Below are 12,652 nucleotides of genomic sequence, written 5' to 3' on the forward strand. Positions count from 1 at the left end.
TGCGGTATGGCCCCGGGGTGGTTCAATGCCGATCGCATTTGACCACGCCCGGGGGGTGATTGCCACATTTTTTTTAGGGTTGATCGCCTCCGCCGAGCGCGCGCGTCACCACTTCGAGCACGTCGCGCGACAGGCCGGCGTGATCGCGGATGCGTTCGAGCGCGGCGCGGGCGTGGGCCTGGCGGCCGGCGTCGAACTTGGTCCAGCGGTCGAAGCTGCGCGCCAGGCGTGAGGCGACCTGCGGATTGCGGTCGTGCAGCGCCAGTATCTGCTCGGCCATGAAGGCGTAACCGCTGCCGTCGGCGGCGTTGAAGCGGACCAGGTTGGCACCGAAGGCGCGGATCAGCGCGTAGATCTTGTTCGGGTTGCCGAGATCGAAGGCCGGGTGGGAGGTCAGTGCCTTCACTGTGGCCAGCGTGTCCGGCCGGCGGCTGGTCGATTGCGCCTGCAGCCACTTGTCGACGACCAGCGCCTCGTCCTTCCATTGGGCGTAGAAGTCGGCGAGTGCCTGTTCGCGCTGCGGGCAGGCGGCGGCATTGACGTTGGCCAGCGCGGCGAGTGCCGCGAACTGGTCGGTCATGTTGTCGGCCGTCCTGAACTGCTGCAGCGCGAGTTGGCGCACGGCCAGCGTGTCGAGTTCGAGCAGGTAGGACAGGCAGAGATTGCGCAGGGCGCGACGGCCGGCCTGCTCGCTGCTCGGCGCGTAGGCTTCCTGCACGGTCAACCCGGCATAAAGCCCGGAAAACTCGCCTTCGAGCTGTTCGGCGAGATGGCGGCGCAGGCCGTTGCGGGCGGCGTGCAGGGCATCCGGATCGACCACGCTCATCAGTTCGGCGAGCGTCGTTTCGCCGGGCAGGGTCAGGGCTTCGGCAACGAAGGCGGCGCCGCGCTGGGCCTGCGTCTGCAGCAGCTTGCGCGCAGCGTCGACGAAGCTGGCGGGCCAGGTTGGTGTGCGGCCGGCGGCGATGGCTGCGGCGGCGTCGAGGATCAACTGCGTCGCCAGGCGCTGGCCGGCTTCCCAGGCGTTGAACGGGTCGGATTCATGCGCCAGCAGCACGGTCAGCTGTTCCGGCGTGTAGTCGAAATCGAGATAGACCGGCGCCGAGAAGTCGCGCAGCAGCGACGGCACAGGCTCGCCGGCAATGCCTTCGAAAACGAAGGATTGCGTCGTCGCCGTCAGTTGCAGCAGGCGCTCGCTGCCCGGCAGCAGGCTGCCGTCCTCGGCGAACAGCGCGACGCGCAGCGGGATCAGGTAGGGCGCATCGTCGCTGGCGCGCGGGTTGGCCTGCGTGCAGGTCAGCGTGTAGGTTTTGGTTTCTGCGTCAAAAAAGCCGTCGACCGTGACGCGCGGCGTGCCCGGCTGCTTGTACCAGCGCATGAACTGCGTGAAGTCGAAGCCGGAGGCGGCGGCCATTGCCGCGACGAAATCCTCGCAGGTCACGGCCTGGCCGTCGTGGCGGCGGAAGTATTCGTCCATGCCGGCGCTGAAGCCGTCGCGGCCGATCAGCGTCTGGATCATGCGGATGACTTCGGCGCCCTTTTCATAGACGGTGGCGGTGTAGAAATTGTTGATTTCCACGAAGCTCTCCGGGCGGATCGGGTGCGCCATCGGGCCGGCGTCTTCCGGGAACTGCGCGGCGCGCAGGCCGCGTACCTCGCGGATGCGGGCGGTCTGGCGGTTGTGCAGGTCGGCGCCGAATTCCTGGTCGCGGAACACGGTCAGCCCTTCCTTCAGCGAGAGCTGGAACCAGTCGCGGCAGGTGACGCGGTTGCCGGTCCAGTTGTGGAAATACTCGTGCGCGACGACGCGGTCGATGTTCTCGAAATCGACGTCGGTGGCGACATCCGGGCGGGCCAGCACATACTTGGTGTTGAAGATGTTGAGGCCCTTGTTTTCCATGGCGCCCATGTTGAAGTCGCCGACGGCGACGATCATGTAGTGGTCGAGGTCGCATTCGAGGCCGAAGCGTTCTTCGTCCCACTTCATGGATTTCTGCAGCGCCGCCATCGCGTGCGGACACTGGTCGAGCTTGCCCGGCTCGACGTAGATGGCGAGCTGGACGTCACGGCCGGAGGCGGTGCGGAAGCTGTCGCGCAGCACGTCGAGCTTGCCGGCGACCAGCGCGAACAGGTAGGCGGGCTTACGGAACGGATCGGCCCATTTCGCCCAGTGGCGGCCGTCGGCTTCCTCGCCGCTGGCCACCGGGTTGCCGTTGGCGAGCAGGACCGGATAGGTCGCCTGGTCGGCGTGCAGCGTCACCGTGTAGGTCGCCATCACGTCCGGGCGGTCGAGGAACCAGGTGATGCGGCGGAAACCCTGCGCCTCGCATTGCGTGAAATAACCGTCCTTGGAACGGTACATGCCGGACAGGCGGGTGTTGCCGTCGGGCTGGATGCGGACGACGGTGCGCAGCGTGAAGGCGTCGGGCAGGCCGTCGACGGTCAGGCGGGTCGGCGTCGCGGAAAATGCCGTTTTCTTGCCGTCGACCGTCAGATCCAGGGTTTCCAGCTCTTCGCCATCGAGCATCAGCGGCTGCGCGGCCAGCGCCGGGTTGCGGCGCATCGCCAGCGTCGCGGTGACGACGGTGCCGGCGCTTTCGATCGAGAAATCGAGGTCGACGGTGTCGATGAAGTAGGCGGGCGGCGTGTAGTCCTTCAGGTAGATCGTCTGCGGGGTGTCGGTTTTCATGGTCGGGGTCGGGTTCCGGGGAGGTCGGCGATGATACCTGCGGCGTGCCTGCGACGATATGTCGCAGGCTGCGCGCGGCCGGTCGGGGTGCGACCCGGCCGCTTCTTGCGTATCATCCGTGGGCTCCGAATGATGTCATCTGCCACCGTGCCGCGCCAGCCGTCTTCCCTTGCCGAACCGCAAAACCCGCCCAGCCAGCGCTGGCTCGGCGTCGCCGTGGTCCTCGTCGCGCACGGCCTGGCGGTGTGGGCGCTGATGGCGCACCGGCTGCTGCCGACGCCGGACGAGGCGGTGACGCTGATGGTCAATTTCATCGCCCCGCCGGCGCCGCAGCAGGTCGCGCCGAAGCCGGCGCCGAAACCGCCGGAACCCAAGCCGCTGCCGAAGCCGCCGGTCCGCCAGCTGGTCGCCGAAGGGCCGCCGCGGACGCCGGACGAACCGGTCGCGCCGCCGGCACCGCCGACCCCGACGCCGGCGGTCGAAGCCCCGGCGCCGGCGATGCCGCTGCCGGTCGGTCCGGTGGCGCTCGGCGGCGAACTGTCGGTGGTCTGTCCGGAGCGTCGGGCACCGGCGTATCCGCCGTTGTCGCGGCGGCTCGGCGAGACCGGCAAGGTGGTCCTGCGCGTCACCCTCGACGAATCCGGCAAGGTCGCGCAGGCCAGCATCGACCGCAGCAGCGGTTTCGCCCGCCTCGACGAGGCGGCGCTGAGCGCGGTGCGCGGCTGGCGGTGCACGCCGGCGCAACGCAACGGCCGGCCGGTCCAGGCGACCGCCGTGCAACCCTTTAATTTCGTTCTCGAAGGAAACTGATCCATGGAACAGTCGGTCGTCGTCGAAGGCCTGGGTTTCGCCCACTTTCTCGCGCACGCGGACATCGTCGGGCGCATCGTGCTCGCCATGCTGCTGGCGCTGTCGCTGGCGAGCTGGTACCTGATCGTCACCAAGTGGCTGGGCAACTACCTGGCGCAGCGGCAGGCGCAAGCCTTCCTGCAGCGCTTCTGGCAGGGCGGTTCGCGTAGCGGCCTGGGCCAGCGCGTGCGCGCCGAGAAGATCGACAACGCCTTCGCCCGCCTGGCGCTGAGCGCGGTCGATGCGGCCGATGAGGCGGCGCAGGGCGACGACAACCTGGCCACCGCCGGCGGTCTTGCCGAGTACCTGACGCGCACGCTGAACAACGCGATCGACCAGGAGGCGGCGGCGTCCGAGCACGGCCTGACGGTGCTCGCCTCGGCCGGCTCGGCGGCGCCCTACATCGGCCTGTTCGGCACCGTCTGGGGCATCTACCACGCGCTGGTGCAGATCGGCCTGTCCGGCCAGGGTACGCTCGACAAGGTCGCCGGCCCGGTCGGCGAGGCGCTGATCATGACCGCCCTCGGGCTGGCCGTGGCGATCCCGGCGGTCCTCGCCTACAACGCCTTCAACCGGCGCAACCGCTTGTGGCTGGCCCGCCTCGAAGGTTTCGCCCACGATCTCTACGTGCTGCTGACGGTGAAAAACGAGCCCGCCGGCACGTCGACCGTGAACACCCTGCGGAGAGCGTGATGGCCGGCGCGGGCGACTTCCGCCGCTACCGCGGCAAGGCCGGCGACGGGCCGAAGGCCGAGATGAACGTGGTTCCGCTGGTCGACGTGATGCTGGTGCTGCTGGTCATCTTCATCGTCACCGCGCCGCTGCTCACGCATGCGGTCAAGATCGACCTGCCGCGCGCGGCGAGCACGGTCAACCTGACCAAGCCCGAGCACATCGAGTTCGGCCTGCGCGAGAACGGCGAGATGTTCTGGAACGGCGAGGCGGTCAGCCTCGACGAGCTGTCCGCGCGCAGCGCTGCCGCCGCCCGCCAGGAACCGCCGCCGGAACTGCACATCCGCGCCGACCGGCTGGTGCCCTACGAGAAGGTGGCCCAGGTGATGGCCATCGCCGCCCGCAACGGCCTGGCGCGCATCGGCTTCGTTTCGGACCCGGCGGCGCCTTAGGGATAACCCAGTGTTGAATCGCCTGCCCGCCAAGGCATAATCGCGGCGGGGCTAACGGCGAGGAGGGGCGGCGGATGCGGGGAGAGCGGCGACACATCGTTGCCCTGGTGCTGCTGCCGACCTTGCTGTCGCTGGCGCTGCTGCTCTTTTTCCTGCGCGGTTCGCTGCACGAATGGGCGCTGCAGCGCTGGGCCGAGGACAACCAGGCCTTCGTCGACGCGCTGGCGGCGCGGATCGACGCCGAAATCGAGCAACCGCTGCAACTGTTGCGCCTTGCCGCGCAGACCCCGGCCTTCCGCGACCTGCCGGCGCTGGCGGCGATCGATCCGGCGCTCAACGGCATTCCCGAGACGGTCGACCCGGAAAAACACCAGATTCTCGAAAGCCTGCGTCGCCAGGCCGGCTTTTCGGCACTGTTCGTGCTGACGCCGAGCGGCGACCACTATATTTCGCATCCGTTCTCGGTCCAGCGCTCGCTGCGCAAGTACAACCTCGCCGACCGCGCCTATTTCCGCCAGGCCGCGGCGACCGGCAAAGCCGTGGTCTCGGACGGCTTCATCGGCGCCGACGGCGTGCCCGGCGTGGCCATCGACGTTCCGGTCAGCGATGGCGACGGCCGCATCGTCCTCCACCTCGGCGGCGTCATCCACCTGCAGCGGCTCGGCGAGTTGCTGGCGGCGCCGAAGATCGCGCCCTTCGAGCGCGCCGTGCTCTTCGACCGCGCCGGCACCCGGGTTGCCGACTCCAGCGGTGGCCGCATCGACGATGCGGCGGCGACGCCGGCGGTGGTCGGCATGAGCCGGATGGTCGACGCCGAGGGCCAGGCCTGGCTGCGTTTCGGCACGCCCCTGCGTCACGGCTGGCGACTGGTGCTCGAGCGCAGCGAGGCGGCGCTGAACGCGGCGATCGCGCCGCAGGTGTACCGGGTGATGGGGCTGGTCGGGCTGATGGTGCTGGTGCCCTGCCTGATCGGCATGCTGCTCGCGTTCCGTTTCAGCCGCCGCTGGCGGCGCGCCGACCAGGCCCTGCTGGCGGCCAAGGACGAGCTCGAGCAGCGGGTGGTCGAGCGCACCGCGGCGCTGCAGCTGTCGGAGGCGCGTTACCGCAGCCTGTTCGAGACGACCGGCGAGGCGGTGCTGATCCTCGACGACCTGCGCATCGTCGATTGCAACCCGGCGGCGGTGACGCTGTTCGGTGCCGACAGCCGTGCGGCGCTGCTCGGCCATTCGCCGATCGAACTGTCGCCGCCGCTGCAGCCCGACGGCGAGAAGTCGGCAACCCTGGGCGCGCGCCTGATCGGCGCGGCGCTGGCCGGCGAGACCCCGCGCTTCGAATGGAACCACCAGCGCCTGGTCGATCGCCAGCCGTTCACCGCCGAAGTCATGCTCGCCCGCATCCGCCTCGACGACCGCGACCTGGTCCAGTGCGCGCTGCGCGACATCAGCGAGCGCCGTCGTCTCGACGCCGAGCTTGCCGCTTACCGCGGTCATCTCGAGGAACTGGTCGCGCAGCGTACCGGGGAGCTGGAACTGGCAAGGCGTGCGGCCGAGAGCGCCAGCATCGCCAAGAGCGCCTTCCTGGCCAACATGAGCCACGAGATCCGGACGCCGATGAACGCCATCCTCGGCATGGCCCGGATGGTGCGCAAGGGCGGCCTCAGCGAGGCGCAGGCTGGGCAGATGGACAAGCTCGAGGTGGCCAGCGCGCACCTGCTCGAAATTATCAACGCGGTGCTCGACCTGTCGAAGATCGAGGCCGGCCGCTTCACGCTCGAGACGCAGCCGCTGCAGGCGGCGGCGGTGGTCGCCAACGTCGTCTCGATGGTGCTCGAGCGGGCCCGCGAGCAAGGCCTGGCGCTGCGCAGCGAACTGCCGCCGCGGCTGCCGCCCTTGCTCGGCGACCCGACACGGCTGCAGCAGGCGCTACTCAACTACGTCGGCAATGCGCTCAAGTTCACGCCGCAGGGCAGCGTCGTCATCCGCCTGACGGTGCTTGCCGAAGACGCCGCCACGGTGACCCTGCGCTTCGCCGTCGAGGACAGCGGCATCGGCATTCCCGAAGCGGTGCTGCCGCGCCTGTTCGAGGCCTTCGAGCAGGCCGATGTCTCGATCACCCGCGACTACGGCGGCACCGGCCTCGGCCTGGCGATCACCCGCAAGCTGGCCCGGCTGATGGGTGGCGACGCCGGCGTCAGCAGCACGCCCGGGGTCGGCAGCAGTTTCTGGTTCACCGTCTGCCTGGCCCGCGACCTGGCGCCGGCCTCGCCGCAGCCCTGTGCCGGCGACGCCGAAACGGCGCTGCGCCGCGATTTTGCCGGCCGCCGCGTGCTGCTGGTCGAGGACGAGCCGGTCAACCGCGAGATCGCCGTCTGCCAGCTCGAGGATTTCGGCCTGTGCGTGGACCAGGCGGTCGATGGCGTCGAGGCCGTCGCGCTGGCCGGTGCGACGACCTACGACCTGATCCTGATGGACATGCAGATGCCGCGCCTGGACGGCCTGCAGGCGACCCGGGCGATCCGCGCGCTGCCCGGTGGAGCGGCGGTGCCGATCGTGGCGATGACGGCCAACGCCTTCGCCGAGGATCGCGCCCTCTGCCTGGCTGCCGGCATGGACGATTTCCTTGCCAAGCCGGTGCTGCCCGAGCGTCTGGCCGAGACGCTGCACCGCCGCCTGGCCGGCTGAGCGCTTACCGGCGCTGCCAGACCTGCCAGCGTTCGCGGCCGGAAAATACCGGAATCGAGTCGTCGACCGTGACATCCTCGAGGCAGTCGAAGGCCGGAGCGAGGAGGTCAGCCAGTTCTTCGCCGCGGATGCCGAAAGGCGGTCCCTTCAACTGGTCGCAGACGAAGAAGCAGCCGGCGAGCAGGCCGCCCGGCGGCAGCAGCGCGGCGACCTGGCGGCCCCAGTCGGCCCACAGCTTGCGCGGCAGCGCGCAGAGGAAGGCGCGCTCGTAGATCAGTTGCGGCGGCGGCGCCGGCCGGTAGTTGAAAAAGTCGGCGCAGACGAGGTCGACCGTGATATTGCCGAGCACGGCGCGGGCCCGTTCGACGGCGACCGGCGAGAAGTCGAGCGCCGTCACCGGCCAGCCGAGGCCGGCCAGGTGGGCGGCTTCCCAGCCGCTGCCGCAGCCCGGGATCAGCGTCCGCAGCGGCGCCCGGCCGGCGGCGAAGGCGGCCAGCGCGGCCGGCACGCCGCCGGCGTCCCAGGGCGTGACGCCGGCGGCGAAGCGCTGGCACCAGAAATCCGGGTGTTCGGGACGCTGGCTGTCCGGCTTGTCGGCGCCGCTCATCGCTGCCTGAGCGCCTGCATCGATTGCTCGATGGCGTTCTCGAGATAGCTCTGGTAGAAGTCGGGCAGCCGGGCGCCGACGATCGGCGGGTGCAGCTGGCGGCCGTCCGGGCCGTAGAAGGCGACCACCGGCACCAGACGGATGCGCTCGCTGGCGGCGAAGGCGGCGTGGCTGGTCGGCCGGCCGGCGAAGTCGGCGAGCGGCGCGTCGCTGTCCTGGCCGATTTCGCGGATGACGACGCGGCCGGCGTAGCGCGGATCGGCGGCAAGCGGCCCGAGGAAGTCGCGCTTGACCGCGCGGCAGAAGGCGCAGTCGGCACGGCTGTAGAGCACGATCAGCGGGCCGCCGGCAGCGGCCGCCTGGCGCGCCTCGGCAGCCAGCCCGACGGCCGGCGCGAGGCCGCCGGCGGCCGGGGCGGCCAGCGGCAGGCATGCTAGAATCAGGCCTCCGATCAGCCTGTACAACGATTTCCAGGATTGCCTCATGTCCGCTCCGTCGAAGATTGTCATTGCCTCCCGCGAATCCCGTCTGGCCATGTGGCAGGCGGTGCACGTTAGAGATCGCTTATCGAGTTTAAATTCCGGCTCGGAAGTTGTCATCCTCGGCATGACCACCAAGGGCGACCAGATCCTCGACCGTCCGCTCGCCGAGATCGGCGGCAAGGGCCTGTTCATCAAGGAACTCGAGGTCGCGATGCAGGAAGGCCGCGCCCACCTGGCGGTGCACTCGATGAAGGACGTGCCCATGGTGATGCCCGAGGGCTTCGTGCTGGCAGCCATCTCGGCCCGCGAAAACCCGCGCGACGCCTTCGTCTCGAACAACTACGCCGGTCTCGACGAACTGCCGGCCGGCGCCGTCGTCGGCACCTCCAGCCTGCGCCGCGAGGCGATCCTGCGCGCCAGGTATCCGCAACTGACGATCAAGAGCCTGCGCGGCAACCTCGACACCCGCCTGAAGAAGCTCGATGCCGGCGAGTACGACGCGATCATCCTCGCCGCCGCCGGCCTGATCCGGCTCGGCATGGAAAACCGCATCAAGGCGGTGTTGACCGCCGAACAGTCGCTGCCGGCCCCCGGCCAGGGCGCGCTCGGCATCGAGCTGGTCGATGGCGACGCGGCGATGGCCGCGGTCGTCGCCCCGCTCAACGATCCCGAGACGGCGCATTGCGTCAAGGCCGAACGCGCCCTGTCGCGCGCCCTCGGCGGTTCCTGCCAGGTGCCGCTGGGCGGCTACGCGATCATCGACAACGGCCAGCTCTGGCTGCGCGGCTTCGTCGCCAGCGTCGATGGCCAGCGCATGGTCAGCGGCGAAGTGCGCGGCAATCCCGCCGACGACGAGGCGCTTGGCCTGCAGTTGGCCGACCAGCTGCGCGCCCAGGGCGCCGAGGCGATCCTCGCCAGCCTGGCCTGCCACTGAACGGCGATGAGCGCGTCCGGCCCGCTTGCCGGGCGTACCGTCGTCGTCACCCGGCCGCATGCGCAGGCAGCGCCGCTGGCCAAGATGATCGCCGCCGCCGGTGGCAACGCGCTGCTGTTCCCCCTGCTCGAGATCGCGCCGGCCGCCGATCACGGTGAACTCGAGGCCGCTGCCGGCCGTCTCGACGACTACGACCTGGCGATCTTCGTCAGTCCCAACGCCGTCGCCCACGCCCTGCCGACCCTGCTCGCCGAGCGCGCCTGGCCGGCCCGGCTGGCGACCGCCGCGGTCGGGCCGGGTACCGCCAAGGCGCTGGCCGACGAGGGCATCCCCGGCTGCCTGGTTCCCGCCGAGCGCTTCGATTCCGAGGGCCTGCTGGCCCTGCCCGATTTCGCCGGCGAACGGATCGGCGGCCGGCGCGTCGCCATCTTCCGCGGCGACGGCGGCCGCGAACTGCTCGCCGACTCGCTGCGCGAGCGCGGTGCGCACGTCGATTGCATCACCTGTTACCGGCGTAGCGGTCCCGCCGCCGGTTTCGGGCAACTGCTCGAGGCCTGGCGTGCCGATCGCCTCGATGCGATCGTCGTCTCCAGCAGCGAAGGGCTGCGCTATCTGGTTGCCGGCCTGGACGAGGCCGGTCGCGAACGCCTGCGCCAGACGCCGCTGTTCGTGCCGCACGAGCGCATCGCCGGCATCGCCCGCGAACTCGGACTGGCTCGCGTCGAACTGACGGAGGCCGCCGACAGCGGCCTGATCCGCGGATTACTTGCTTATAATTGGTCAGCATGAACGCCGAACAAAACACTCCTCCCGCCGTTGAACCGGACGTCGCGCCGCCGGTCGTGCCGCGCCGCGCCAAGGGCGGCGCCCTGTGGCTGCTGCCGGTCGCCGTGCTCGCCGGCCTGCTCGCCTGGCAATGGCACGACAGCCGCGAACAGTTGAACGCCCTGCGCCAGGAAATGGCGCGCCAGATTGCCGACCTCGGCGCCGCGACGCGCAGCGAGGCGCAGTCCGACCAGCGCCTGCTGGCCCGCGCCGACGAACTGGCCGAACGGCTGCAGGCGGTCGAACAGCAGCTGGCCGAAAGCCGCGACCAGGAAGCGGCGCTGCAGGCGCTCTTCGAGAACGTCGCCAAGGGCCGCGAGGAAGCCGACCTGCTCGAAGTCGAGCAGGCGGTGACGCTGGCCGCCCAGCAGATCCAGCTGGCCGGCAACGTGCCCGTCGCGCTGCTCGCCCTGCGTGCCGCCGATGCCCAGCTGGCGCGCCTCGACAAGGCCCGCTACCTGCCGCTGCGCAAAGCCCTGGCGGGCGACATCGCGCGCCTCAACGAATTGCCGCTGGTCGACCTGCCGGGCATCAGCCTGCGCCTCGAGCAGCTGGTCAACGGCGTGGACAAGCATCCCTTCGCCGTGCACGGTCGACCGCAGGAAAGCAGCGAAAATGCACCGGCGCCCGAGCTGGCCGACACGCCCTGGTGGCGCCTGGTGCTGACCGACCTCTGGCACGAGGTGCGCGGTCTCGTCCGCGTCCAGCGCTTCGACCGCGAGGAGCCGGCGCTGCTGGCGCCGGGGCAGGGTTTCTTCCTGCGCGAAAACCTCAAGCTGCGCCTGCTCAGCGCCCGCCTGGCGCTGTTCGCCCGCGACCAGTGGACTTTCCGCAACGAGCTGACGGTCGCCCGCAGCTGGCTGGCCCGCTATTTCTCGCCCGAGGATCGCGCCGTCCAGGCCGCGCTCGAGGAACTGAAAGCCCTGGTTGCCGCCGAGATCGTCGTCGACCTGCCCGAACTGCGCGCCAGCCAGCAGGCGCTGCTGGCGCTGCGTGAAAGCGGGGCGCGCCGGTGAGGGGCCTGTTCTGGATTCTCGCGCTGTTCGCGCTGGCCGTCGCGGTGGCGCTCGGCGCCCGCATGAACGACGGCTATGTGTTGATCGTCGTGGCGCCGTGGCGGCTCGAACTGTCGCTGAATTTCCTGCTGCTCGCGCTGCTGCTGGCCTTTGTCGTCTTCTACCTGGCCCTGCGCGCCCTCGACCTGACCCTGGGCATGCCGCAGCGCGTCCGCGAATACCGGCGGCGGCGCCAGCGCGAGAAGTCCGGGCAGATATTCCAGGACGCCGTGCGCTTCCTTTTCGAAGGCCGCTTCGGCCAGGCGCTCAAGCGTGCCGGCGAAGCCTACGAGGCCGGCCGGGCGCCGGCGCTGGCTGCCCTGATCGCGGCGCGCGCCGCACAGCGCCTGGGCGATCCGGCGCGCCAGCAGGAATGGCTGGACAAGGCCAAGCAGCAGGATCTGCGCAACGAGCCGGCGACGCTGATGCTGGAAGCCGAAATGCTCAACGAGGAGCGCCGCTTCGCCGAGGCGCTGGCGGCGCTGCAGCGCCTGCAGGACAAGCAGGGCCGGCACATCGCCGCGCTGCGCCTGGAACTGCGCGCGCGTCAGGGGCTCGGCGACTGGGACGGCGTGCTCAAGCTGCTGCGTCAGCTGGCCAAGCGCGACGCCCTGCCCGAAGAAATGATCCGTCCGCTGGCGACCAAGGCGCATCTGTCGAACCTGCTGCGCTGCGGCGACGACCGCGACGCGCTGGTCGCCTACCTGCGCACGGTGCCGGCCGACGAGCGCGTTGCCGAGGTCGTGCTCGCCGCGGCCCGCGGTCTGGCGGCAGCCGGTGCCGACGGTGAGGCACAGCAACTGATCGAGGCGATGCTTGACGGCGGTGACGACGAAGTCTGGCAGAGCGATCTCGTCGCCATCTACGGGCGGCTCGGCGGCGGCGACCAGATGTCGCGGATCGCCCGTGGCGAAGGCTGGCTGCGTCAGCGTCCGCAGCACGCCGGCCTGCTCCTGGCGCTGGGCCGGATGTGCACGCGCCAGCGCCTGTGGGGCAAGGCGCAGAGTTACTTGGAAGCATCCCTGTCGGTCGAGGAGACGCAGGCGGGGCATCTTGAACTGGCACGTCTGGGCGATCAGCTCGAACGGGTCGACGACGCCAACCGGCATTACCGCGCTGCGGTGATTCCGGCCATCGGCGAAAAATAAATCGCGGAGGAGCGGGACGTGCTGAACATCGACATGCGCAAGATCTACAACTTCTATCCCGTCGAGCCGGCTCCCGCACCCGATGCGTTGCCGACCGGCGGCGACCTCTACTACGAATGCCTCGACTGCTCGGTGATCGTCAATTCGGTCCCGCACATCAAGGCCGCCTGCGCCTGCGGCAACCTGCAGGGCAGCGGCGGCAAGCTCGAGATCAAGGACCCGGTGCGCGTCCGGGTCGTCAAGGGCAAGCTGAAGTAA

12 protein-coding genes are annotated in these 12,652 nt (G+C 70.0%); 9 read left to right on the forward strand and 3 right to left on the reverse strand.

What is annotated here, in order from left to right; all coding sequences use genetic code 11:
* Positions 1-73: 73 nt before the first annotated feature.
* Entirely contained in the window at positions 74-2,689 is a 2,616-nt protein-coding gene (gene pepN, locus DFR40_RS09230; protein ID WP_121458178.1) for an aminopeptidase N, read from the reverse strand.
* 132 nt (positions 2,690-2,821) lie between these two features.
* Here pepN and DFR40_RS09235 point away from each other — a divergent pair, with 132 nt between their 5' ends.
* The 4 genes from DFR40_RS09235 to DFR40_RS09250 all read left to right on the forward strand — a co-directional run bounded on the left by DFR40_RS09235 (position 2,822) and on the right by DFR40_RS09250 (position 7,343).
* Positions 2,822-3,499, forward strand: a complete 678-nt coding sequence (locus tag DFR40_RS09235; protein WP_121458261.1) for an energy transducer TonB — start codon at positions 2,822-2,824, stop codon at positions 3,497-3,499.
* 3 nt (positions 3,500-3,502) lie between these two features.
* Positions 3,503-4,231: a MotA/TolQ/ExbB proton channel family protein gene (locus DFR40_RS09240; protein WP_121458179.1), complete on the forward strand. Its 729-nt coding sequence runs from the start codon at positions 3,503-3,505 to the stop codon at positions 4,229-4,231.
* Positions 4,231-4,662 carry an ExbD/TolR family protein gene (locus DFR40_RS09245; protein WP_121458180.1) on the forward strand — a complete coding sequence of 144 codons (432 nt, stop codon included), beginning with the start codon at positions 4,231-4,233 and terminating at the stop codon, positions 4,660-4,662. The genes DFR40_RS09240 and DFR40_RS09245 overlap by 1 nt, the downstream gene beginning before the upstream one ends.
* Before the next feature lie 74 nt (positions 4,663-4,736).
* Complete coding sequence (locus DFR40_RS09250; protein ID WP_121458181.1) at positions 4,737-7,343, forward strand: ATP-binding protein; 2,607 nt, start codon at positions 4,737-4,739, stop codon at positions 7,341-7,343.
* 4 nt (positions 7,344-7,347) lie between these two features.
* Here DFR40_RS09250 and DFR40_RS09255 read toward each other — a convergent pair whose 3' ends face one another.
* The gene (locus DFR40_RS09255; protein WP_121458182.1) at positions 7,348-7,950 is read right to left on the reverse strand and encodes a methyltransferase domain-containing protein; all 603 of its coding nucleotides are present in this window, start codon (positions 7,948-7,950) and stop codon (positions 7,348-7,350) included.
* Entirely contained in the window at positions 7,947-8,435 is a 489-nt protein-coding gene (locus DFR40_RS09260) for a thioredoxin domain-containing protein (protein ID WP_170160191.1), read from the reverse strand. The genes DFR40_RS09255 and DFR40_RS09260 overlap by 4 nt, the downstream gene beginning before the upstream one ends.
* Between DFR40_RS09260 and hemC the strand changes: the two genes are divergently transcribed.
* From hemC to DFR40_RS09285, 5 genes are read left to right on the forward strand one after another with little or no spacing between them, the layout of a single operon-like run.
* Complete coding sequence (hemC, locus tag DFR40_RS09265) at positions 8,434-9,366, forward strand: hydroxymethylbilane synthase (protein WP_121458184.1); 933 nt, start codon at positions 8,434-8,436, stop codon at positions 9,364-9,366. The genes DFR40_RS09260 and hemC overlap by 2 nt on opposite strands.
* Positions 9,367-9,372: 6 nt before the next feature.
* Positions 9,373-10,155 (forward strand): uroporphyrinogen-III synthase, encoded by a 783-nt coding sequence (locus DFR40_RS09270; protein WP_121458185.1) that lies wholly within the window; start codon positions 9,373-9,375, stop codon positions 10,153-10,155.
* Positions 10,152-11,207 (forward strand): uroporphyrinogen-III C-methyltransferase, encoded by a 1,056-nt coding sequence (locus tag DFR40_RS09275; protein WP_121458186.1) that lies wholly within the window; start codon positions 10,152-10,154, stop codon positions 11,205-11,207. Before DFR40_RS09270 ends, DFR40_RS09275 begins: the two co-directional genes overlap by 4 nt.
* Complete coding sequence (locus DFR40_RS09280) at positions 11,204-12,394, forward strand: heme biosynthesis HemY N-terminal domain-containing protein (protein ID WP_121458187.1); 1,191 nt, start codon at positions 11,204-11,206, stop codon at positions 12,392-12,394. The genes DFR40_RS09275 and DFR40_RS09280 overlap by 4 nt, the downstream gene beginning before the upstream one ends.
* Positions 12,395-12,412: 18 nt before the next feature.
* Positions 12,413-12,652 carry a hypothetical protein gene (locus tag DFR40_RS09285; RefSeq protein WP_121458188.1) on the forward strand — a complete coding sequence of 80 codons (240 nt, stop codon included), beginning with the start codon at positions 12,413-12,415 and terminating at the stop codon, positions 12,650-12,652.

The sequence above is a fragment of the Azonexus fungiphilus genome (genome assembly GCF_003634965.1).
Taxonomy (GTDB): Bacteria; Pseudomonadota; Gammaproteobacteria; order Burkholderiales; family Rhodocyclaceae; genus Azonexus; species Azonexus fungiphilus.